At 32.5% G+C, this 24,883-nt stretch carries 21 protein-coding genes; 17 read left to right on the forward strand and 4 right to left on the reverse strand.

The features are described 5' to 3' along the window. Positions 1-4 precede the first annotated feature (4 nt). From BUA92_RS16585 to buk, 3 genes are all read left to right on the forward strand, one after another. Positions 5-1,603, forward strand: coding sequence for an NAD(P)/FAD-dependent oxidoreductase (locus BUA92_RS16585; protein ID WP_073021404.1), 1,599 nt, complete (start codon positions 5-7; stop codon positions 1,601-1,603). Positions 1,604-1,831: 228 nt separating this feature from the next. Beyond that, positions 1,832-2,737, forward strand: coding sequence for a phosphate butyryltransferase (gene ptb, locus BUA92_RS16590; protein WP_073021406.1), 906 nt, complete (start codon positions 1,832-1,834; stop codon positions 2,735-2,737). 19 nt (positions 2,738-2,756) lie between these two features. After that, a complete protein-coding gene (buk, locus tag BUA92_RS16595) occupies positions 2,757-3,827 on the forward strand; it encodes a butyrate kinase (RefSeq protein WP_073021409.1) in 1,071 nt (356 codons plus the stop codon). A 51-nt stretch (positions 3,828-3,878) separates the two neighbouring features. On the opposite strand, the gene BUA92_RS16600 is transcribed toward buk, so the two are convergent. Next, a complete protein-coding gene (locus tag BUA92_RS16600; RefSeq protein ID WP_073021595.1) occupies positions 3,879-4,232 on the reverse strand; it encodes a YmaF family protein in 354 nt (117 codons plus the stop codon). A 312-nt stretch (positions 4,233-4,544) separates the two neighbouring features. Here BUA92_RS16600 and BUA92_RS16605 point away from each other — a divergent pair, with 312 nt between their 5' ends. The 13 genes from BUA92_RS16605 (at position 4,545) to BUA92_RS23380 (ending at position 21,873) form a co-directional block, all read left to right on the forward strand. Continuing rightward, complete coding sequence (locus BUA92_RS16605; RefSeq protein WP_073021411.1) at positions 4,545-5,456, forward strand: ABC transporter ATP-binding protein; 912 nt, start codon at positions 4,545-4,547, stop codon at positions 5,454-5,456. Continuing rightward, a complete protein-coding gene (locus BUA92_RS16610; RefSeq protein WP_073021413.1) occupies positions 5,456-6,682 on the forward strand; it encodes an ABC transporter permease subunit in 1,227 nt (408 codons plus the stop codon). The genes BUA92_RS16605 and BUA92_RS16610 overlap by 1 nt, the downstream gene beginning before the upstream one ends. An 84-nt stretch (positions 6,683-6,766) precedes the next feature. Beyond that, the gene (locus tag BUA92_RS16615; protein ID WP_073021415.1) at positions 6,767-8,536 is read left to right on the forward strand and encodes a M3 family oligoendopeptidase; all 1,770 of its coding nucleotides are present in this window, start codon (positions 6,767-6,769) and stop codon (positions 8,534-8,536) included. Between the two features lie 10 nt (positions 8,537-8,546). After that, entirely contained in the window at positions 8,547-9,380 is an 834-nt protein-coding gene (locus tag BUA92_RS16620) for an AIM24 family protein (RefSeq protein ID WP_073021418.1), read from the forward strand. Positions 9,381-9,453: 73 nt separating this feature from the next. Next, positions 9,454-10,803 (forward strand): phosphoglucosamine mutase, encoded by a 1,350-nt coding sequence (gene glmM / locus BUA92_RS16625; protein ID WP_073021420.1) that lies wholly within the window; start codon positions 9,454-9,456, stop codon positions 10,801-10,803. Positions 10,804-11,504: 701 nt separating this feature from the next. Then, positions 11,505-12,020, forward strand: coding sequence for an acetolactate synthase small subunit (gene ilvN, locus BUA92_RS16630; protein WP_073021422.1), 516 nt, complete (start codon positions 11,505-11,507; stop codon positions 12,018-12,020). Between the two features lie 35 nt (positions 12,021-12,055). Beyond that, complete coding sequence (cimA, locus tag BUA92_RS16635) at positions 12,056-13,648, forward strand: citramalate synthase (RefSeq protein WP_073021424.1); 1,593 nt, start codon at positions 12,056-12,058, stop codon at positions 13,646-13,648. Positions 13,649-13,749: 101 nt separating this feature from the next. Further along, the gene (gene leuB, locus BUA92_RS16640) at positions 13,750-14,832 is read left to right on the forward strand and encodes a 3-isopropylmalate dehydrogenase (RefSeq protein WP_073021427.1); all 1,083 of its coding nucleotides are present in this window, start codon (positions 13,750-13,752) and stop codon (positions 14,830-14,832) included. A 5-nt stretch (positions 14,833-14,837) separates the two neighbouring features. Next, positions 14,838-16,496, forward strand: coding sequence for a dihydroxy-acid dehydratase (ilvD, locus tag BUA92_RS16645; protein WP_073021429.1), 1,659 nt, complete (start codon positions 14,838-14,840; stop codon positions 16,494-16,496). Positions 16,497-16,515: 19 nt separating this feature from the next. Then, positions 16,516-18,186, forward strand: a complete 1,671-nt coding sequence (ilvB, locus tag BUA92_RS16650; protein WP_073021431.1) for a biosynthetic-type acetolactate synthase large subunit — start codon at positions 16,516-16,518, stop codon at positions 18,184-18,186. Between the two features lie 19 nt (positions 18,187-18,205). Continuing rightward, on the forward strand, positions 18,206-19,213 hold the full coding sequence (ilvC, locus tag BUA92_RS16655; RefSeq protein WP_073021433.1) for a ketol-acid reductoisomerase: 1,008 nt from the start codon (positions 18,206-18,208) through the stop codon (positions 19,211-19,213). 519 nt (positions 19,214-19,732) lie between these two features. Then, the gene (gene glmS / locus BUA92_RS16660) at positions 19,733-21,559 is read left to right on the forward strand and encodes a glutamine--fructose-6-phosphate transaminase (isomerizing) (RefSeq protein ID WP_073021435.1); all 1,827 of its coding nucleotides are present in this window, start codon (positions 19,733-19,735) and stop codon (positions 21,557-21,559) included. A 158-nt stretch (positions 21,560-21,717) separates the two neighbouring features. After that, the gene (locus BUA92_RS23380) at positions 21,718-21,873 is read left to right on the forward strand and encodes a hypothetical protein (RefSeq protein WP_021800259.1); all 156 of its coding nucleotides are present in this window, start codon (positions 21,718-21,720) and stop codon (positions 21,871-21,873) included. A 436-nt stretch (positions 21,874-22,309) separates the two neighbouring features. On the opposite strand, the gene BUA92_RS16670 is transcribed toward BUA92_RS23380, so the two are convergent. Beyond that, positions 22,310-22,783, reverse strand: coding sequence for a MarR family winged helix-turn-helix transcriptional regulator (locus tag BUA92_RS16670; protein ID WP_073021438.1), 474 nt, complete (start codon positions 22,781-22,783; stop codon positions 22,310-22,312). A gap of 121 nt (positions 22,784-22,904) precedes the next feature. Between BUA92_RS16670 and BUA92_RS16675 the strand changes: the two genes are divergently transcribed. Beyond that, positions 22,905-23,132 (forward strand): DUF4177 domain-containing protein, encoded by a 228-nt coding sequence (locus tag BUA92_RS16675; RefSeq protein ID WP_073021440.1) that lies wholly within the window; start codon positions 22,905-22,907, stop codon positions 23,130-23,132. Positions 23,133-23,271: 139 nt separating this feature from the next. On the opposite strand, the gene BUA92_RS23035 is transcribed toward BUA92_RS16675, so the two are convergent. Further along, positions 23,272-24,195: a hypothetical protein gene (locus BUA92_RS23035; RefSeq protein WP_139259362.1), complete on the reverse strand. Its 924-nt coding sequence runs from the start codon at positions 24,193-24,195 to the stop codon at positions 23,272-23,274. Positions 24,196-24,396: 201 nt separating this feature from the next. Further along, positions 24,397-24,883, reverse strand: a 487-nt coding sequence (locus BUA92_RS16685; RefSeq protein ID WP_423236814.1) for a BclA C-terminal domain-containing protein, incomplete at its 5' end; no start/stop codon positions are given.

Genomic DNA, 24,883 nt, shown 5'->3' on the forward strand with positions numbered 1-24,883 from the left:
AAATATGTCAATTAGGATAAATAATTTAAGCTTAAATATAGAAGAGGATACTTCATTATTAAAAAAAAAGGTGGCTAAAAAATTAAATATACCTTTAAGCGATGTACCAGAAATAAAAATAGTAAAAGAATCAATTGATGCGAGAAAAAAAGATTTAATAAAATTTAATTATTGTATAGATGTAGAAATAGAAAATGAGATGTCAATTGTAAACAAGCTTAAAGATAAAGATGTAAAGATAGAGGATATGGACTATAGCGATAATTTGAGTATTGGGGATAAAAAGCTAAAAAATAGACCTGTAGTTATAGGAATGGGACCAGCTGGTTTGTTTGGAGCACTTTTATTAGCTAGAAATGGATATAAGCCTATCATATTTGAACGTGGAGAAGAAGTTGATAAAAGAAGCAAAACTGTAGAACTATTTTGGGAAAAGGGAATATTAAACAAAGAATCTAATGTTCAATTTGGAGAGGGTGGAGCTGGAACATTCTCAGATGGAAAATTAACTACAAGAATAAAAGACTACAGATGTGATTATGTATTGCAAGCTTTGGTTAAAGGTGGAGCTTCAGAGGAGATTTTATATAAGGCTAAACCTCATGTAGGGACAGATGTATTAAAGAAGGTTGTTGAGAAAATAAGAAATGAAATTATAGAGTTAGGTGGAGAAGTTCATTTCAACTCATTACTTAAAGATATAACAATAGAAAATGGAAAAGTTAAAGCTATAAAAGTAAATGAGGATATTATACCTTGTGAAAGATTGATACTTGCAATAGGACATAGCTCAAGAGATACTTACGAAATGCTTCATAAAATAGGTGTTGACATGGAACAAAAACCTTTTGCAATAGGGGTAAGAGTTGAGCATCCTCAAGAGCTTATAGATAGGAATCAATATGGTAAATATGCTGGACATCCAAGATTAAAGGCAGCTGAATATAGATTAACACATGAAGGTGAAAAAACAGGGAGAGGAATATATTCTTTCTGCATGTGCCCAGGAGGGTTAGTTGTTGCAACAGCTTCTGAGGAAAATAGATTAGTTACTAATGGTATGAGTTATAATTCTAGAAGTGAAGAAAATGCAAATTCGGCTATTGTTGTGACAGTAGGACCTGAAGACTTTGAGACAAAATCGCCTTTATCAGGAATAGAATTTCAAAGAAAATATGAACAACTAGCTTACGAAGCTGGTGGTGGGGATTACATAGCGCCAGTACAATTAGTGGGAGATTTCTTAAGAGGAGAAAGATCAAAACTTATTGGAAATGTTAAACCGAGTTATATGCCTGGTTATGAGTTAACTGATATGAGTAAATGTCTACCAAGGTATGTTATTGATGGATTGAAAGAAGGATTAACGGCTTTTGATAGAAAGATAAAAGGTTTTGGGGATAAAGATGCTGTAATGACAGGCATTGAAACTAGAACATCAGCACCTGTTAGGATGAAAAGAAATGAAAAACTTGAAAGTGTATCTGTAGAAGGACTATATCCAACAGGAGAAGGTGCGGGTTTTGCTGGTGGAATAGTATCAGCAGCTGTAGATGGAATAAAAGCCGCTGAGAATATAATTAAAGAGTTTAAGCCAATTTAATATTAACTAGGCAATTAGTAAAAATTAATTGCCTAGTTAAAAAAGATTAATTTAAATATTCTGAAAAAAGGAGCTTTAGTATTTTTTTCTGATAGAATAGAGATAGGAAAAAATTTTACTCTTTATTGTTATAAAATTAACAATAAATATGGATTATAATTAATAATATTCTAAAAAATGCTAATTAAACATTGAAATATTAATAAATTTATAAAAGAGGTGTAATACATGAGCAAAAACTTTGATGAATTATTATCAAAATTACAAAGTGTAAGCAGAAAAAAAGTAGCTGTAGCTGTAGCTCAAGATGAACCAGTACTTGAAGCTATAAAAGTTGCTAAAGAGCAAGGAATTGCAGATGCTATATTAGTTGGAGATAAGGGAAAGATTGAGAAAATAGCTAAAACGTTAGATATGGACTTAACTAAATTTGAAATTATCCACGAAGCAGATGCAAAAAAAGCAGCTTTATTTGCAGTTCAGTTAGTTTCTACAGGTAGAGCGGATATGCTTATGAAAGGATTAGTAGATACAGCAACTTTTTTAAGAAGTGTTTTAAATAAAGAGGTTGGATTAAGAACGGGTAAATTAATGTCTCATGTAGCTGTTTTTGATATAGATAAGTTTGATAGACTTTTATTTTTAACAGATGCAGCATTTAATACTTACCCAGATTTAAAAGCAAAAGTTGATATAATAAACAATTCAGTTAAGGTGGCTCATGCATGTGGCATAGAAGTACCTAAGGTTGCACCAATATGTGCAGTTGAAGTAGTTAATACCGATATGAAAGCAACAGTTGATGCGGCTATGTTATCAAAAATGAGTGAAAGAGGACAAATTAAGGGATGTATAGTTGATGGTCCTTTAGCACTTGATAATGCACTTTCAGAGGAAGCGGCTCAGCATAAGAATATAAATAGTCCAGTAGCAGGAAAAGCAGATGTATTCTTGCTTCCAGATATAGAAACAGCAAATGTTATGTATAAATGCTTAACATATCTATCTCACTCAAGAAATGGGGGCTGTTTAGTAGGAACTTCATCACCAGTTATATTAACTTCTAGAGCAGACTCTGTTGAAACTAAAGTTAATTCAATAGCTTTAGCTGCATTAGTAGCAGAAAGTAAATAATTATAAGGGAGATGCTATCATGGCTTATAAATTACTAATAATAAATCCTGGTTCTACTTCGACTAAAATAGGTGTTTATGAAAATGAAAAGGAAGTTTTTGAGAAAACACTAAGACATTCTGCAGAAGAAATAGGTAAATACGAATCTATATATGCTCAAAAAGATTTTAGAAAAGGAATAATACTTGAAGCATTAAAAGAAAATAATTTTGATATAGAAACTTTAAGTGCTATAGTAGGTAGAGGTGGAATGCTTAAACCTATTCCAGGTGGTGCTTATGAAGTAAATGAAACTTTACTTGAAGATTTAAAGCTAGCTAAATATGGACAACATGCTTCTAACTTAGGAGCTATATTAGCTAATGAAATAGCAAAAGAAGTTGGGGTAAGAGCATTTATAGTTGATCCGGTTGTAGTTGATGAATTAGAGGACGTAGCAAGATTTTCAGGAGTTCCAGAACTGCCAAGAAAATCAATATTCCATGCTTTAAATCAAAAAGCTGTAGCTAAAAGATATGCAAAAGAGCAAGGAAAAGCTTATGAAGATGTTAACTTAGTAGTAGTTCATATGGGCGGAGGAGTATCTGTAGGTGCTCATAAAGCTGGTAGAATTATAGATGTAAATAATGCATTAGATGGAGAAGGTCCATTCTCTCCAGAAAGAGCTGGGTCTACTCCTGCTGGAGACTTAATAAAACTATGCTTCAGTGGAAAGTATACACAAGCAGAACTTTATAAGAAAATAGTAGGTAATGGTGGGTATGTAGCATATCTAGACACTAATGATGCTAGAGTAGTAGAGGATGCTGTTAAAGCTGGTGACGAAAAATCTACAGCTATATATAATGCTTTTGCATATCAAGTTTGTAAAGCAATAGGTGAATATGCAGTTGTACTTGATGGAAAAGTGGATGCTATTATTCTAACTGGAGGAATAGCGTATAGTAAGGATATAGTTAGGGATGTAACTAAAAAAGCAGGTTGGATAGCTCCAATAATAGTTTATCCAGGAGAAGATGAACTTTTAGCCTTAGCTCAAGGGACTATAAGAGTATTAGATAACGAAGAAAAAGCAAAAGAATATAAATAATATAAAATGAGGAGGTTTTCTGCAAAAATGCAGAAAACCTCTTTTAAATTTTTATTGTATAGGGTTTTCTATTAGAGTAGTAAATATAAAACTATGCTTATGGCATTCTGATATAGTTGTAAATCCTTGAACTAGATGTACATGTTTTCCTCCACCTACATCTATAGCTGGACCGGTAACTACACAGATACCATGAAAGTGATCAGAAAAATAGTCTGTATTAACAGAAATCTTATGAACATGTGAATTTCCATAAGGAATAGCTTGACTAGTAACCCCTGCAAAGCGATGGTTATGAACACCACCAACATAGGTAGCTAGTCTAGTACTTCCCAAAAACTCATGAACATGTCTTTGTCTCTCACATTTATCTTCGCATTTATCTTCACAATCACATTCGCATATCTTAAAGCACTTAGGTTTACATTTCTTTCTTCTGCAATCACAATTACTATCTTGTAAATCAGAAAAATCGTCTAAAGAATTCATAAAATCTGAAATTGTATTATTAATCATGGCACACCTCCATTGTTCAGTAATATATTATATGAATCATGTCACAATATGTTGAAAGATATAGGCAATAAAGATGTTGTAAGTATTTATTAATAAGCAAATAAGAAAAAGTTAAGATATTAATAACTATATTGAAAGAAATTAAGGGTAACATTATTAATGAACTATTAATTTTATTATTTTATATACAGGGAGGAAAATATGAAAGTTTTAGAAGTAAAGAATCTTAAAAAAAGATTAGGAAAAAGAGAAATAATAAAAGATATTTCTTTTGAGGTAGAAGAAGGAGAGATATTTGGGTTTCTAGGACCAAATGGAGCAGGTAAAACAACTACTATAAGAATGCTTGTAGGTCTTATAGCGCCAAATGAAGGGCATATAATGATAACAGGACATGATATACAAAAAGAAAGAGAAAAGGCTTTAGCTAACCTAGGAGCTGTAGTTGAAAATCCAGAGCTATATGGATATTTATCAGGAAGAGAAAACTTAATGCAGATAGCTAGAATAAGAAAAATACCTAAAAAAGACGTTGAAGAAATAATAGACCTAATAGGTTTGGGAACTAGAATAGAGGATAAAGTTAAGAAATATTCTTTAGGAATGAAACAAAGATTAGGACTTGGAGCTGCTTTGCTTGGTAATCCTAAACTTATGATCTTAGATGAACCCACCAATGGATTAGACCCATCAGGAATATTAGATTTTAGAGAAATAGTTAAAAAAGCGGCTAAAGAAAGAGGTATGTCTGTTTTTGTTTCTTCACATATATTAAGTGAGGTACAACACTTATGTGATAGAGTAGCTTTTATAAATGGAGGAGAGATAAAGTCTGTAGAAAAAATAAATGAAGATGGATTAGCAACAGAAAAAGAAACATTGGTTGTAGTTACAACTGCAGATGATAAGGCTATGAATCTAATGAAAGATTTAAAATTTGTAAATAGTGTTAACGTATTTGATGATCAAGTTGTAGTTTCGATACCAAAAGGATATTCTCCTAAACTTGTACAACAATTAGTTAAGGAAGATATAGAGATAGTAGAAGTTTATAAGAGACATAAAGGGTTAGAACAAAGATATATGGAACTTGTTGAAGGAGGAGTAAGATAATGCTATTTACGTTAATAAGGAATGAATTAAAAAAAATATTCAGTAGAGGAAAGACATATGTAATATCAATACTATTTGTAGCCTTTGTAGCCATGCTTTTTGTTGGTAGCTATATTAATGAAAAAAGAATGAATCAAATAAATTCCCCAGAAGGTAGATTGAGTCAACTACAAGAAAACAATAAGTGGATGGAAGAAGATCTTAAGAATTTAGATTCAAATTCCAGTTCAGATGTTTCATCAGAAACAAGGAAATTGCAAATGAAAGAGCAAATAGAGAAAAATAAAACTACTATTGATACATTAAAGAAGCAAATAGATGATGGAACAATTAAAGATAACTGGAAAGATGAGTTAAATATTCAGATAGATGATTTAAAACATCAGCTAAAGGATGAAACCCTTCCAAATAGATATAAAGCAAGCATACAATCAGATTTAGATAAACTTAACTATTATAAGGACAACAATTTAAAACCAATAAACTCATGGGATGTAACAGGCTTTAATTTTATGGATACAGTTATGTCGGCTTTGGGGATGATATTTTTAGCTGTAGGGATAGCATTATTTATGAGTGATATGGTATCGGGAGAATTTACTCCAGCAACTATGAAGTTTTTACTTATTCAGCCAGTATCTAGAGGTAAAGTTTTATTATCAAAGTTTATAGCTGTAGTAATAAGTTGTGTAACTTTAATACTATCTATTGAGACTGTTGCCTTTTTACTAGTTGGATTGTTAAGAGGATTTGGATATTCAGGAGTGCCTACTATGTTTGGTGCTAGGTATCAATTTGATATGAGTCAGCTTCAGGATGGCGCGCATCCTTTAGTTCAGATAGCTGGAACGGGTGAACAAATACCACTTTGGAATTTTACGATAAGAACATTTCTTATGCAGGCACTATTTATAATAGCATGTTGTGCATTTGTGTTTTTAGTATCATCTTTAGTTAAAACTAGTATGATATCAATGGCAGTAACTACATCGATAACTGTACTTATTCAAATACTTACAGAAATATTATCCCCTATGAAGAAGATTTCCCATTACCTATTCACTACTTATGGTGATGCTGGTCAAATATTAAGTGGGCGTATTGCATTACAATATAATAATCCTAATATAACTATAGGTTTTAGTATAGGTTTACTTTTGATAAGTACGATTGTTTTCTACATCATTTCTCACGTAACATTTACAAAGAGAGATATATTAATATAATAAGTAAGGTTTTATTCCTCTATAATTGGATAAAATTATGATATAATAAAAATTATAATTATAGAAATTTAGGAGGAATAAAATATGAGTTTAAATTGGAGTTTAGAAGAGCTATATTTATCTTTTGAAAGTAATGAATTTAAAGGTGATCTTCAAAAAACAAATACATTAATAGAAGACTATAACTCATGGGTTAATAATACAACTACAAGTTATGATAATGTAATAGATAAACTGCATGAATATATAAACAAAACAAGTTCTTTGAAAAATTTCTTTTTTAAGTTAGGATCATTTATAGAGCTTTCTTTAAGTGTTAATACTAAAAACACTGACGCTCTAAAGGCTTCAGATATACTTAATCAAAATGTAAGTAATATGGCAGAGTCAGATGCAAAGATAGAGAAATGGATAGGAGGAATATCTAATATAGATGAGCTTCTAGAAAAATCTCCTTTCCTGAAAGAATATGAATTTTTCTTAAAAGAAAAAGTTGAGCTGAACAAGTACATTTTAAGTGAAAAAGAAGAGAAAGTTATAGCGAAAATGCAAAATACAGGTTCTAATGCTTGGTTAAAGCTTAAAGATTCTTTAATATCAAATCACAAAGTTGAGTTGAATATTAAAGGTAAAAAGAAGGAAGTGCCACTTACAGTTGTTTTAAACATGGCTCATGATAAAGATAAAGAAGTTAGAAAAGTAGCTTATGAAGCTGAGATTGAATCTTATAAAAAGATAGAAGATGGGGTAGCTGCGGCCTTAAATGCAATTAAGGGGGAAGTTCTAACTATAAGTGATTTAAGAGGATATAAATCCCCTTTAGAAATGTCTTTAATTAATTCAAGGATGGATGAAGAGTCTTTAAATGCTATGCTTGAAGCTATGAAGGAATCTCTACCTATTTTCAGAAAGTATTTAAGAAAAAAAGCAGAACTATTAGGATATAAAAACGGACTTCCTTTCTATGAACTTTATGCACCAATTTCAGATGCTGATATGGAGTTTTCTTATGAAAAGGGAAAGAAGTTTGTTGAAGATAATTTTAGAACATTTAGTGATAATTTAGCTGATTTTGCTAAAATGGCTTTTGATAAGAACTGGATAGATGTCATGCCTAAAGAAGGTAAGGTTGGAGGAGCTTTTTGCGAAAATCTTCATTTTCTAGGAGAAAGCAGATTCTTATTAAATTATGGAAACTCCTTTAATGACGTTGTTACAATGGCGCATGAATTAGGTCACGGTTTTCATGGAGAATGTCTTAAAAATGAAGCGGTACTTAATGCAGATTATCCTATGCCTATAGCGGAGACAGCTTCAACTTTTTGTGAAACAATAGTGATGAAAGCTGGTATAAAAGCTGGAAGCAAAGAAGAAGCTCTATCTATATTAGAAACAGAAATAAGTGGTTGCACACAAGTAATTGTTGATATATATTCAAGATTTTTATTTGAAAGTGAATTGTTTGAGAGAAGAAAAAATGGAGCATTATCAGCTGAAGAAATAAAAGAAATTATGGTGACCGCTCAAAGAGAGGCATATGGTGATGGATTAGATCCAGAATATTTACATCCTTATATGTGGACTTGGAAACCTCATTATTATTATGCAAACAGTAATTTTTATAATTTCCCTTATGCATTTGGATTATTATTCTCAAAAGGTCTTTATGCGGAGTATCTAAAAAGTGGAAAAGACTTCCCAAAAGTTTATGAAGAACTTTTATCAATTACAGGAAAAAATAAGTTAGCAGATGTTACTAAGGTAATGAACATTGATATAAGAAATGTAGATTTTTGGAGAGCTTCCCTCAAAACTATTGAAGAAGATATTGAGGAATTTATTAAATTAAGTTAAGAGGTGTATTATGAGATCTTCATTAAATATTACAAACAAGCTTACTATGCTTAGTGATATGGCAGGTGATTCTGTTTTTCAAGTACTTGAGTATGATGCTCTAGAAGGGGGAAATAGGATAGAAGATGCTATAAAATTTAAGTTTATGAAAGATTCTGGGATTAAGCTTAAACAAGTAAGGATACTTTTAGATAGTAGTGCAGTAACTCTTGAATCTGGTGTATTAAGCTATATGAAGGGTGATATAGAAATACACTCTAATGTAGGGGGAGTATTAGGTCTTGGAAAGAAATTTTTTGCTAGTAAGGTCACAGGAGAAACCATGTTTAAGCCAATGTACAAAGGAACAGGGGAAATGTTTTTAGAGCCCTCCTTTGGACATTTTGCACTATTAGAGCTTGAAGATGAAGAGATAATAGTTGATGATGGACTTTTTTTTGCGTGTGAAAGTAATGTAGAAGTAGGGGTTTCTAGAGTTAAGAGTTTAAGTTCAATGGCTCTTGGAAATGAAGGATATTTTCAAACTAAACTTTCAGGAAGTGGAATTGTAGTACTAGAGATTCCTGTACCAGAAAAAGAAGTCTTTAAGTGTACATTGATAGATGATACACTTAAGGTTGATGGTAATTTTGTTATGCTTAGAAGCGGAAATATAGATTTTACAGTAGAAAAAGCAGCTAAATCTATAGTAGGTTCAGTAACATCTGGTGAAGGGTTTTTGAACGTATATAGAGGCACTGGGCAAGTATGGCTTATTCCCACTAAATCTGTTTATGATAAATTGGCAATGGAGCCACTTCAAAATCAAAGCAATCCTCAGGGAAATAGCAATACTGAAGTATAGTTGCACAATTTCTATATTTTTGTATAATAATAAGTGGATTGAATTACTTAATGAAAGAGTGAGGTAAATTTTTATGGATAGAATGTTTGGAACAGATGGTGTTAGAGGAATAGCAAATACTGAGCTTACAGCAACTTTAGCCTATAACTTAGGAAGAGCAGGAGCTTATGTATTAACAGAAGGAACTCATAAACCTAAGATATTAGTTGCAAAAGATACTAGAATATCAGGAGATATGTTAGAATCTGCATTAGTTGCAGGAATACTTTCGGTAGGTGCAGAAGCTGTATGTTTAGATGTAATTCCTACCCCAGCAGTTGCCTATTTAACAAGAAAATATGGGGCTGATGCTGGTGTAATGATATCTGCTTCCCATAATCCAGTTGAATATAATGGAATTAAATTTTTTGATGATAAAGGATTAAAACTTTCAGATGAATTGGAAGATGAAATTCAAAGAGTTATAGAAAATAATTTTGAAGATGTACCATCACCAACAGGAGAAAACCTAGGCAGAAAAATTCATGAAATTGCTGCTTTAGAACATTATATAGATTTTGCAAAAGATACAATATCTGTAGATTTAAAAGGATTAAAGGTAGCGTTAGACTGTGCAAATGGAGCTGCTTATGAAGCTGCTGTAAAATGTTTTAGAGAATTAGGAGCAGATGTTTATGTTATAAATAATACTCCAGATGGAACTAATATAAATGAAAACTGTGGATCAACTCATACAGAAGAACTTATGGACTATGTGGTAAGGAAAGGCTGTGATGTTGGATTCGCTTTTGATGGAGATGCAGATAGATGTTTAGCTGTAGATGAAAAAGGAAATCTTGTTAATGGAGATTTCATAATGACTATATGCGCAAAACATCTTAAAGAACTTGGAAGATTAAAAGACGACACTTTAGTTGTAACGGTTATGAGTAACTTAGGACTTATGATTGCTTGCGAAAAAGAAGGCATAAAAACTTCTATAACTAAAGTTGGAGATAGATATGTATTAGAAGAAATGCTTAAGAGTGGCCATGTATTGGGTGGAGAACAATCTGGACATGTAATTTTCCTTGATTACAACACTACCGGAGACGGATTAGTAACTGCACTTCAAATAGCTTCAACCATAAGAAGAAGCAAAAAAAGTTTAAGCGAGTTAGCTAAGATAATGAAGGACTTACCTCAAGTATTAATTAATGCTAAGGTTCCAAATGATAAAAAAGATATTCATGAAAAAGATACTGAAATTAAAAATGAAATAGAAAAAATAGAAAAATCTCTTCATGGATGTGGAAGAGTTCTAATAAGACCTTCAGGCACAGAACCTCTAGTAAGAGTTATGCTAGAAGGAGAAAATCAAGAAGAAATAGATAAGATGGCTAAAGAACTAGGAGCTCTAATAGAGCAAAAAGCTAATAGTTAGAAACGTTAAAAGGCTGAGTTAAGAAATTAACTCAGCCTTTTAACATTGGGGGACTTGAAACATGAAATCAAGTCATATATATTATAACATAATAACTAGAATTATCATAACCTCATGGGGTTAAGGATAGAATAGATAAGTACAGAGAAAACGATAAGAGTAAAAGAAAATCGACAAAAATAGACACGGAAAATAGAGGTTTTTACGAACATAAATTAAAGCTTTAGATAAATAATTCACAAGAGATTATTCTGATTAGTAAGAAAATTGTGGATTTTGAATATAGATTTAACAATAAAAAAGAATAAATATTATCAAATAAATAAAGAATAAAGAATGTGTTGACTAAATTCATATCAGAGAGTACAATAAATTAAAAATAAGGATTTATTAAGTTAATATTTAGTAGTAAAAAGAAATGCTAAGAAGGAGACTTTTGTTTGGAATTTAAAGTTTCAGAGAGTCGGTGGTTGGTGAAAACCGATACTTTTACTAGACAGATATCACTCCAGAGCAGAGTCCAGAAAACTAATTTAATTAATTAGTGAGTAAGCGATCTCCGGTAAGCCCCGTTAAAAGCAAGGGTTTGTTAGAACCGAGTGATATTATACTAAAGGCGGTATATAGAATGATTATATTCCCACCTATAATGATTATATCATTAAGGTGGGTTTTATTTACACAAAAAAAGGGGGATTACTATGGATAAACATGTTTTATCAGTAGTTGTAAAGAATTATTCTGGTGTACTTAGTAGGGTTGCGGGGCTATTTTCTAGAAGAGGATATAACATTGATAGTTTAACCGTAGGAAGAACCGAAAATCCAGAGTTATCTAGAATGACTATAACTATGAATGGGGACAGTGATATCGTAGAGCAAGTTAAAAATCAATTAGCTAAGCTTGAAGATGTAAAAAAAGTTATAGAATTAGATCCAGATTCTTCTGTTTATAGAGAATTGGTTCTCATAAAGGTAAATGCAGATGTTAATCAAAGAGCAGCTATAAATGAGATAGTTAAGATTTTTAGATGTAAGGTTATAGACATTTCCATGGAGACCTTAACTATTGAACTAACTGGGGATGAAAGTAAAGTAGCAGCACTTATTAAACTAATGGATGACTATGGTATAAAAGAAATAGTTAGAACTGGTCTTACAGCGCTAGAAAGAGGAGAAAAAGATATAAGCTCTCATTCTGAATATTTTGAAACTTAATTTGGGGAAAGTTTGTTATTAGGAGTGATTTAGCAATGAGCAATGAAGTATTTATTCTAGATTCAACCCTGAGAGATGGGGCACAGGGGCAAGGAATTTCATTTTCAGTAGAGGATAAGTTGAAAATAGCTAAAGCATTAGATGATTTAGGAGTACATTATGTTGAAGCTGGAAATCCAGGTTCAAATCCTAAGGATATGGAGTTTTTTAAGAGAGTTAATGAACTTAATCTTAAAAACACCAAGATAGTAGCTTTTGGTAGTACTAGAAGGTTAGGAGTTAAAGCTGAGGAAGATAAAAATCTAAGAGATCTTTTAGAAGCTAATACAAAAACTGTAACTATATTTGGGAAAAGTTCAGATTTTCATGTTATAGATATATTAAAGACAAGTTTAGAAGAAAATCTAAAACTTATAAAAGAGTCCATAGACTTCTTAAAAAAGAATGGAAAAGAAGTAATATTTGATGGGGAGCATTTTTTCGACGGATATAAAAGCAATAAGCAATATTCATTAGAAACCTTAAAGGTTGCAAAGGAAGCTGGAGCAGATGTAATAGTACTTTGTGATACTAATGGAGGAACCCTTCCAACAGAGGTTGAAAAGATAACTTTAGAAGTTAGAGAACTTGTTGGAGGAAGTATTGGAATACACTGTCATGATGATATGGGGATGGCAGTAGCTAATTCTATAATGAGTGCAAGTGCTGGGGCAAATCATATACAAGGCACATTTATAGGAATAGGTGAAAGATGTGGTAATGCAAATCTAAGTGCTATAATACCAACTTTAGAACTTAAAATGGGGATGAAGGTTTTAGAGGACGGGGCACTTAATAAGCTTAAAACTGCAGCACTAATAATTTCAGAAATATCCAATATTACACTTAAAGACTATGCACCTTACGTAGGAAACTCAGCGTTTGCTCATAAAGGTGGAATGCATATAGATGCAGTAATTAAAATGTCTAAGTCTTATGAACACATAAATCCAGAAGCTGTAGGAAATTCGAGAAGATTTTTAGTTTCTGAGGTTAGTGGAAAAAGTACAATTCTTAAAGAGGTTCAAAAGATATTTCCTAATATGTCTAAGGACAGTAAGGAAGTACAAACTATTATAGATAAGCTTAAGGAACTTGAACATCAAGGATATCAATTTGAAGGAGCCGAAGGAACTGTAGAATTGGTTATAAGAAAAGTTATAGGAAAGTACAAGCCTTTTTTTAAACTTAATAATTTTAAAGTAATTGGGGAACATCCATCTTTAAAAGGAGATTTTACATCTACAGCATTAATCAATATAAATGTAGAAGGAAAACAAGAAATGACTGTAGCAGAAGGCGATGGGCCAGTTAATGCATTAGATAAAGCATTAAGAAAGGCCTTGGAAATTTTCTATCCACAGCTTAAGGATGTCAGGCTTATAGATTATAAGGTTAGGGTTTTAGATGCAGGGTCAGCTACAGAAGCATCTGTTAGAGTATTAATTGAATCTACTGATGGGCTAGAACATTGGACTACTGTTGGGGTGTCTAAAGATATTATTGAAGCAAGCTGGATAGCTCTTGTAGATTCTATTGAATATAAGTTAATAAAAGATATTGAAAGAAAAGTAAGGATGTATTTTTAAGGGAGTGATGCTGAGGGGAATCATTCCGAGAGTTTATGGAAAAATTATAAATAATTTAGTTAAATAAATAAAAAATATTTTTAAATATTAGGGGGCTAATTATGGAATATAAAGTTGCGGTTATACCAGGAGATGGAATAGGACCAGAAGTTATTGAAGAAACAGTAAAAGTTTTAAATGTGATAGGGGATAAATACTCTCATAAGTTCAACTATGAGTATGTATTAGCAGGTGGTATTGCTATTGATGAAAAAGGAACACCTCTTCCAGAGGAAACTTTAGAAGTGTGTAAGAATAGTGATGCAGTACTTTTAGGTGCAGTAGGAGGTCCTAAATGGGATGATCCAACAGCTAAAATAAGACCAGAGCAAGCTTTACTTGGACTAAGAGGAGGATTAAATCTTTATTGTAACTTAAGACCAGCAGTGCTTTATTCATCCTTAAGAGATGCCTCTCCACTTAAAGACTCAATAATAGGAGATGGAATAGACATCTGCGTTATTAGAGAACTTACAGGAGGGATTTATTTTGGAGAAAGAGCTTTATGGAAAGAAGGAGAAGAGGAAATAGCAACAGATACTGAAAAGTATTCAACTTCTGAAGTAAAGAGAATAGCAAAAATAGCTTTTGAAACTGCTATGAAAAGAAACAAGAAGGTGACTTCTGTAGATAAGGCTAACATATTAGAAAGTTCAAGATTATGGAGAAGAGTAGTTGAGGAAGTTCATAAGGACTATCCAGAAGTAACTTTGGAACATATGTATGTGGATAATGCCTCAATGCAATTAGTTAGAAATCCAAGAGGTTTTGATGTTATTTTAACTTCCAATATATTTGGAGATATATTATCAGATGAAGCGTCAATGATTACAGGCTCAATAGGAATGTTACCATCAGCTAGTTTAGGGGAAAATTCTTTTGGTATGTATGAACCAATTCATGGTTCAGCTCCTGATATAGCAGGAAAAGGAGTTGCAAATCCATTAGCAACAATTCTTTCTTCAGCTATGATGCTAAAGTTTACTTTTGGTTTAGTAGAGGAAGCTGAACTTATAGAAAAAGCTGTAGAGAAGGTTTTAGAAGAAGGTTATAGAACTGGAGATATAATGAGTGAAGGGATGAAACTTATAGGTACTAAGGAAATGGGGGAACTTGTAGTTAATTATATAAAAGAAGGGAAGTAATTAATATGAGAAGCGATAAGATAAAACTTGGAGCTGATAAGGCTCCTCATAGATCACTTTTAAGAGCAGCAGGATTTTCAGATGAAGAGATGAAAAGACCCATGATAGGAATAGTAAGTTCACAAAATGATATTATTCCAGGTCATGTTAACTTAGATAAAATAGTAAATGGTGCTAAAAGTGGAGTATTGCTTGCAGGAGGTACCCCAGTAGTATTTCCAACTATAGGAGTATGTGATGGTATAGCTATGGGGCATGAAGGAATGAGATATTCATTATGCACTAGAGAACTTATAGCTGATTCAATAGAATGTATGGCAAGAGCACATCAATTTGATGGATTAGTTTTAGTACCTAACTGCGATAAAATAGTTCCAGGTATGATAATGGCAGCACTTAGATTAAATATCCCATCGGTTATTATATCAGGTGGCCCAATGCTTGCAGGAAAGTTTAAGGGAAAAGCAGTTTCTCTTTCTACTATGTTTGAAGCAGTTGGAGCTTATAATGCAAACAAGATGAGTGAAGAAGACTTATGTGATATGGAGTCAAGTGCATGTCCTACATGTGGTTCATGTTCAGGTATGTTTACAGCTAACTCTATGAATTGTTTAACTGAAGTTCTAGGATTAGGTCTTCCTGGAAATGGAACAATCCCAGCAGTTTATTCAGATAGAATAAGATTAGCTAAAAATGCTGGAATGGCAATACTTGACTTAGTGAAAAAAGATATAAAACCAAGAGATATAGTTACAGATAACACTTTAAAAAATGCGTTAACAGTAGATATGGCACTAGGTTGTTCAACCAATTCAGTACTTCATTTAACAGCTATAGCTAACGAGGCTAAATTAGAGCTTAATTTAGATATGATAAATGAGATAAGTTCTAAAACACCTAATCTATGTAAGCTTGCTCCAGCAGGAGATAATCATATAGAAGATTTATATTTTGCAGGTGGTATACAAGCCGTTATGAATGAATTATCCAAAAAGGATTTGTTATACTTAGATGGAATCACTGCTACGACTAAAACAGTTGGGGAAAATATTAAAAATGTAGTAGTTAGAGATTATGATGTTGTTAAACCTATTGATAAACCATATAGCCAAACTGGTGGAATTCAGGTGTTAAAAGGAAATCTTGCTTTAGAAGGAGCTGTTGTTAAAAAGTCAGCTGTACTTCCAGAGATGATGGTTCATGAAGGGCCAGCTAGAGTATTTGATTCTGAAGAAGATGCAATTGCAGCTATATGGAGAGGGAAAATTAAAAGTGGGGATGTAATTATAATAAGATATGAAGGCCCTAAAGGCGGTCCAGGTATGAGAGAAATGTTATCTCCTACTTCAGCAATAGCAGGTATGGGATTAGATTCTTCTGTAGCACTTATTACAGATGGAAGATTCTCAGGTGCTACTAGAGGAGCAGCAATAGGTCACGTATCTCCAGAAGCAGCTGAAGGTGGAATAATAGCTTTAGTTCAAGAAGGAGATATAATCTCTATAAATATACAAGAAGGTAAATTAGAGGTAAATGTTACAGAAGAGGAATTAGCTGAGAGAAGAAGCAGGTGGATATGCCCACCACCTAAAGTGACAGATGGATATCTTGGAAGATACGCCAAACTTGTAAGTTCTGCCAGCAAAGGAGCTGTATTTAAATAATTTATAAGGAGGGGGCTAAATGTTATTAAATGGTTCAGAGATACTAATACAATGTCTAATAGAGCAGGGAGTAGATACTATATTTGGTTATCCTGGAGGAGCAGTATTAAATATATACGATGCTTTATATAAATACAGGAATGATATAAGACACGTGTTGACTTGCCATGAACAAGGTGCGTCTCACGCCGCAGATGGATATGCAAGAAGTACAGGAAAGGTTGGGGTTTGTCTGGCAACATCAGGACCGGGAGCAACTAATTTAGTAACAGGAATTGCTACTGCCTATATGGATTCTATACCTATGGTTGCAATAACGGGGAATGTAACTAGACCATTACTTGGTAAGGATAGTTTTCAGGAAGTAGACATTACAGGAATAACCCTTCCTATTACAAAGCATAATTTCATGGTGAGAGATATTAATGAATTAGCTGATATTATTAGAGAAGCTTTTAGAATAGCTCAAGAAGGAAGACCAGGCCCGGTGCTTGTAGATATACCTAAAGATATAAGTGCACAAAAGGGTGCATATATAAAACAAGAACCAGTGAAAGTTAAGAGAAAAACTGAGTTTATAACAGATAAGGCTCTTGATGAAGTAGCAAAGCTAATAAACCAATCCTCAAAACCATTTATATATGCAGGTGGAGGAATAATCAGAGCAGATGCATCAGAAGAATTGATGGAATTTGCTGAAAAGATAGATTCTCCTACAGCCACATCATTAATGTGCATGGGCGGATTCCCAGTAACTCATCCATTATTTACAGGAATGATAGGTATGCATGGAACTAAGGCTTCTAATCTAGGAGCTTGGGAATGTGATTTATTAATAGCAATAGGTTCAAGATTTAGTGATAGAGTTATAAGCTCTAATTCTAATCTTGAAGGGGCTAAAATAATTCATCTAGATGTAGACCCAGCAGAGATAAATAAGAATGTTAAAGTTGATGCAAGTGTAATAGGAGATGTAAGGGAAACATTAAGAAAACTTATTCCTCTTGTAGAAAAGAAAAATAATAATGAGTGGACAGAAAAAATAAAAGGATATAAGGATTCTGTGAAGAATTTAAATAGTAAAAAAGAAGAATTGACTCCAGAGTTTTTATTTGAAAAAATAAATGACCTCACAAATGGAGAAGCTATAATAACAACAGAAGTTGGTCAGCATCAGATGTGGGCGTCACAGTTTTATAAACACATGAAACCAAAAAGATTTGTAACTTCTGGAGGCCTTGGAACTATGGGCTTTGGACTTGGGGCAGCTATAGGAAGTAAGGTTGGAAATCCAGATAAATTAGTTATTAATATTGCTGGAGATGGGAGTTTTGCAATGAACTGTAATGAACTTGCAACTGCCTACGCTCAAAAGGCGCCAGTAATTACTATAATAGTAAACAACAATGCACTAGGAATGGTAAGACAGTGGCAGAATTTCTTCTATGAAGAAAGATACTCTCATACCAGTATAAACAGAGGGACTAATTTTGTTAAGCTTGTTGAAGCTTATGGAGGAAAAGGATACTTAGTAGAAAAAAGGGAAGAATTAGAACCTGTTTTAAAAGAAGCCATCAATTCTTCAGTGCCAGTAGTTATTGACTATAGGGTGCATGAGGATAAAAAGGTGTTCCCAATGGTTGCACCAGGAGCACTTATAAATCAAATCATATATGAAGAAGATGTATAAATAATAAGGGGGAGCTAAAATGGCAAAAATGTATTATGAAAAGGACACAAATCTTGAATTATTAAAAGGAAAAAGAGTTGCAGTTATAGGCTATGGAAGCCAAGGACACGCTCATTCACTTAACCTTCATGAAAGTGGAGTAGATGTTGTAGTAGGATTATATGAAGGTAGTAAATCGTGGGAAAAAGCAGAAGCAGCTGGATTAAAAGTTTTAGATACAGCAGAAGCGGTTAAAACTTCAGACGTAATAATGATATTAGTACCAGATGAAAAACAAGCTAAATTATATAGTGAAAAAGTAGCACCAAATCTTACAGAAGGAAAAGCTTTAGTATTTGCTCATGGATTTAATATTCATTATGGACAGATAGTTCCTCCTGCAAATGTAGATGTATTTATGGCTGCTCCAAAAGGACCAGGACATATGGTTAGAAGAACATATACACAAGGATCAGGAGTACCATGTTTAATAGCTGTACATCAAGATTACACTGGAAATGCTAAAGAATTAGCATTAGCATACACAAATGGAATAGGTGGAGCTAGAGCTGGAGTTGTAGAAACTACATTTAGAGATGAAACAGAAACTGATCTTTTCGGAGAACAAGCTGTTTTATGTGGAGGAGTTTCAGAACTTATAAAAACTGGATTTGAAGTTTTAGTTGAAGCTGGATATGCTCCAGAAAATGCTTACTTTGAGTGTTTACATGAGATGAAATTAATAGTTGATTTAATGTATCAAGGTGGAATGAGCTTGATGAGATATTCTATAAGTGATACAGCTGAATATGGAGACTATTCAGTAGGTAAGAGAATAATAACATCTGAAACTAAGAAGGAAATGGAAAAAGTACTTCATGAAATTCAAGATGGTACATTTGCTAAAAACTGGTTAGTAGAAAATCAAGTAAATAGACCAGCATTTAATGCAAGAAGAAGAATAGAAAAAGAACATCAAATAGAAAAGGTTGGAAAAGAACTTAGAGAAATGATGTCTTGGATCAATGAAAATAAATTAGAACAATAAAAAATAGCTAATTAGCCTAGGGACAAGAGAACTTGCTTCTCTCACAAATCTTTCGCCAAAAGATATAAAGTCTCTAGGCTTTTTATATTATTAATATAAAGTAACATTTTTCTTAATATTTGCATAAATATTAGTATATGATAAAAAATCACTTGCTTTTGTAAGTGTATATGATAAAATATGAAAGTGTAATGATATATTTGTGAAAGGTGGGATGTATATAGAGTAAGAAAAAATAAGGTTTCAAGAAAATTTTATACAAGCGCCAGAACTTAAGAAGGGATCGGGTATATTCTTTTTAAGTTGACGAGGGTTGGGGTTTATCGAATATTTCGGCGGGTGCCCCACGGTATCGCACTACCGTTAACGAAAGGACAAAACTAGGGAGCAATTTCTAGCACAAATCCTATCAGGTGTTAAAGCAAAAAAACTAGGGCTTTTGGACCCTAGTATTTTTATACCCTTTTTTAGTAAAAAAATACAAAAAATATAATGATTGCAAAAAGGAAGGTAAAAAATATGTGCGGTATAGTAGGTTATTTAGGAAGTAAAAAAGCTTCAGATATATTAGTAGAAGGATTATCAAAACTTGAATATAGAGGATACGACTCAGCAGGAGTTGCTGTATTAAATAACGGAGAAATTGAAGTAAGCAAATGTAAAGGAAGATTAGCAAATCTTGAAGATAAATTAGAAAAAAATCCTATAGAAGGATCATTAGGAATAGGGCATACTAGATGGGCTACTCATGGAGAACCATCAGATGTAAACTCTCATCCACATTCAAATGAAAGCGAAACAATCAGCGTAGTTCATAATGGTATAATAGAAAACTACGGAAGATTAAGAGAATGGCTTAAAGGTAAAGGGTATAAATTCTTTTCAGAAACTGATACAGAAGTAATACCTAACTTAGTTGATTACTACTACAAAGGAAACTTATTAGAAGCTGTTATGGAAGCTACTAAGAAAATGGAAGGTAGTTATGCTATAGGAGTAATATCTAAAAATGAACCAAATAAAATAGTAGCAGTAAGAAAAGACAGCCCTCTTATAGTTGGTTTAGGTGAAGGCGAAAACTTCATAGCATCAGATATTCCAGCAGTTTTAAACTATACTAGAGATGTTTATTTACTAGAAGATAAAGAATTTGTTGTAATAGATGAAAATGGAGTTACTTTATATAATGAAGATGGAGATAAAGTAGAAAAAGATGTTTTCCACGTAACTTGGAATGCTGATGCAGCAGAAAAAGGTGGATATGAAGACTTTATGCTAAAAGAAATTCATGAACAACCAAAATCAATAAGAGATACAATGACTTCAAGAATTGCCTTAGGTGAAAAAATTAAACTAGATGATATCTCTCTTACAAAAGAAGATTTAGATAAAATAGATAAAGTATTTGTAGTTGCTTGTGGAACAGCATATAACGCTGGATTAGTAGGAAAAACAGTTATAGAAAGATGGGGAAAAATACCTGTTGAAGTAGATATAGCTTCTGAATTTAGATATAGAGAACCATTAATAACTGATAAATCTTTATTAATAGTTATAAGCCAATCAGGAGAAACAGCAGATACCTTAGCAGTATTAAGAGACTCTAAGAAAAAAGGTGCTAGAGTTATGGCTATTACTAACGTAGTAGGAAGCTCAGTATCAAGAGAAGCAGATGATGTAATATACACTTGGGCAGGACCAGAAGTTGCAGTTGCATCAACAAAAGCTTATATTACAATGTTAATAGCATTTGATATATTAGCACTTTATATTGCTGAATTAAAAGGAACATTAACAGCAGAAGAGATAGAAGAAATTAAAAAAGAAATGCTTACCTTACCAGAGAAAGCAAAACAAGTTATAGATAACAAAGATATAGTTCAAAGATTTGCAGCAGAACACTATATGGAGAAAGATATATTCTATTTAGGAAGAGGCGTAGATTATGCAATAAGTGTAGAAGGATCTCTTAAAGTTAAAGAAGTAACTTATATCCATTCAGAAGCTTATGCAGGTGGAGAATTAAAACATGGTCCTATAGCTTTAATAGAAGAAGGAACTATGGTTATAACTACCTTAACTCAAAGAAAGTTAATAGACAAAATGGTTAGTAATATAAAAGAAGTTGTAACAAGAGGAGCTAAAATAGCAGGAATTTGCTATGAAGGAGAAAAAGAGATTATGGAATCTTTAGATTATCCAATAGAAATTCCACAAACAAGCGATTTATTAGCACCAGTTTTAGCAGTCATACCTCACCAATTAATGGCTTATTATATAGCTAAAGATAAAGGGCTTGATGTTGATAAACCAAGAAATCTTGCAAAATCAGTAACTGTAGAATAGTTTTTATGATATAAAGTTGTTATATTATAATATAATACTTGAATTGTAAAATAAGATATATAGTTATTATTACAATAAGTTTTGTCAAATATAATGATTTTTATTCATAAGTATTATTAGTGTAAAATATTTAAAAAATATTCATATGGGGTGAGTTTATGAGTAACAAGTTAGTAGAATTATTAGCTGAATATAAAGAGGAAAAAAGATGTCTAGAAATGGGCATTGAATGGTTAATAGAAAAAGATTATGCTATAGGCAAACTTGAAAAAGTTAATGTGATAATAGCTGATTTAGAAAAATTAATAGGTTAATACTGAAACTATAAAGCTAATAGACCACATATTCTCAAAATACTGAGAGTATGTGGTTTTTTATTCTTTAGTGAATTTATTGGCAAAATGTGTATGGTTACTATACACTTAAGTAAAGCTGTTCATTCATATTACTTTTTTAAGCGTCTATAAATTTTATTATTTTTCAACCTATTATTTATTAAAAGAATTGGCTGGTGGAAATATTGGGTATTCATATGGATAAAAACCAAATGGAACGCATGAGGCTAAAGAATTATAGATAACCCATAAGGCCCTTTTATCAGCTTCAAGTATTTGTTTATATCTCTGCTCACTCGCTTCACTATTATCAGAAGCTATATATGGCTTTGATAATTTTTTTCTTTTGATGTTAACACCCCCTAACTAAAATATAATAGAATGTGTATAGTAACCATACACTTGCATAAAAATTTTATTCATCAAGATTTTCACTAAAAAATTTAACCTTGTTTATTAGGGTAGACAAAAAGTTTGACAAAAATTCCAATTCATGTTCAGAGGCATTTTGTAGTCCATCTTCAACCATATTATTTACAATAGAATGATAAAGCATATGGTTGTTATGAGCTTTTTTACCTTTTTCAGTCAAACTTATTGAATATCTAGATAAATTAAGATCATCAATTTGTTTTATAACTAGATCCTTTCTCTCTAGCTTTTTAAGAATCTCGGAAACACTACCTTTAGTTACTCCTAGAATCTCGGCCAGTCCACCTACATGAATGCCAGGATTCTCGGCAATAACCTTTATCACATGTATTTCAGAGTGAAAAATCGGTACATCAGTTCCAAAGTAGCGAGTCTTTTTATCAAGATTAGTCAATGCAACCGCTAAATTCAGAGAATTATATGCAATTTCATGTTTGTTATTTATAAATTTATCCATGTCAATAGTATATGGTTGCTATACGCTTTTGTCAAGCCATCATAAATTAAAATAGTTAGGAATGTAAGGATTTTTTATGGGAATAATATAATAAAAGCTTGAAATTAAGAGGAGTGATATTATGAACGCTGAATGGCAATACAAAGTTTTTACAGTTGATGAATTCATAAATGCAGGTAATGGAGCAACTATCGAAGATAAATTAAACGAATATGGAAAAGATGGATGGGAATTAGTTGGAATCATGCCAAAGAAAACTCAATCATTAGGTAATCAATCTAAATTACCAGAAGACTCTGTTGTATTAAAGAAGCAGTTATTTAACTTGAAAAGTAATAACTATAATTAATAATTATAGCTTATACAAAAAGTAAAAATGAGATTAGTATATTGTTTATAGTGGATTTTATAAATAATATGCACAAAAGAATAAATAAAAAAACAGCCACTCTCTAAGAAAAACTTCTTAGAGAGTGGCATTTTAAATTTTAAAGAAAATTAATTATATTCATATTCCTATTAATAGCCGAAGCAGATGTTATATTCATAGCTGTTGTAAATATAACCCTTACTTCATAGGTGCTTGCTATAGTGGCTACAGCAGTATCAACATAGGTGTTTGGTATCTGGAATGTTTGAGGTCCAGCTGAGCTAATACTTCTTTGGATGGTTATAGTATTTATTAGAGTTCCATCTCTATAAAGCCTAGTTTCAAATGTCTGCTCTGAGGAACCCTCAGTTACGTTTTCAATATAAATTACAAAATCAATCTTTAACTCGTCTCCAGTTGTTACAGGTACTGCAACTGAGACTACGGTAACCACGGTATTTAATGGAGGAAACACTGCTATTGTTCCGGCGGTATTCGCAAAGGATAATGCTGAAGCAATAGAACCAGTAGCGCCAGTAGTGCCAGTTTCTCCGGTAACACCGGTAGCACCAGTAACACCAGTTTCGCCAGTAGAGCCGGTAACACCTGTAGAACCAGTGATACCTGTAGGTGGTACTATATCATCTTGTATTATAACTAAAGTAGCTTTAACAGGTACAGATGTCCCAAGAATAGCAGTTCCTGAACCTGTATAATCTATTGTTAATGTGACAGGTGCAGATGCCACATCAACAATACCAACCCCAACAACCTCTCCAGTTTTGGTAGGAGAATTTCCTTCAAGATTATCACCTTGTGATGAAACTGCTGAAAATACAACAAATCCTGGGCTTGTAGATGTTTGAGTGGTTACCCACCAATCTAAAACATATCTTCCAGCTTCATTGAAGGTTATTACTCCATTAGCTGGATTATATGAAATATTTCCAGAACTATAGACAATGTTATCAAATATGACATTTGATCCAGAATCTATATTTCCGCCAGCCAAACGTTCTATTTGTAAAGCTATATTGCTCATGGTATTCCTCCGAATATTAAAAGCTTGAGACATATTAGTTGAAAAAAATATATCATCTTGTTATATTATGTTTTTATTTAAATGATTGTGAAATAAAATATTCACATTTATTGCTTTTGAAAAAGTATGCACATTTATTATAATGATTGACACAATACACAAAAAAACCCTCTGCTTTAAGCAGAGGGCAGCTTTGTAATATTAATCTAGTTTCTTAATAGTTAATTGGGAACCAACTCCTGGAGCTAATGTCATTACTAAAGGTGTTGCTGAATTATTTCTTAAAGTGATTACATCTCCAGCAGCTAGAGTTATTATAGCGCTTCCAAATAATTCCCCAGTAGCAACTAAAGCTGTTATAGGAGTAGATGCATCAACAGTGCCATTTACAGCAATTGCAATTTGTGAGCCAACACCAGCAGTTATACTTATGCCATAATTAATTTCGTAAGTGCCGGCACTTGTTACAGTGATTGTAGTAGTACTTGGTGTATGAGTTATGCCAGTTAAAGGTCCATTATTAGAGAATGGAACGTCTGCTCCACCTACAACAGTTGAATCAGCAATAGTTGCAAGTTCATATACATAGCCTTGCGCCGCTAAGCCAGCTCCAGTAGCACCGGTTTCGCCAGTAGCACCAGTAGCTCCGGTAGCGCCAGTAGCGCCGGTTACACCAGTAACACCAGTA

The sequence above is a fragment of the Clostridium intestinale DSM 6191 genome (genome assembly GCF_900130055.1).
GTDB classification, from domain to species: domain Bacteria; phylum Bacillota; class Clostridia; order Clostridiales; family Clostridiaceae; genus Clostridium_T; species Clostridium_T intestinale.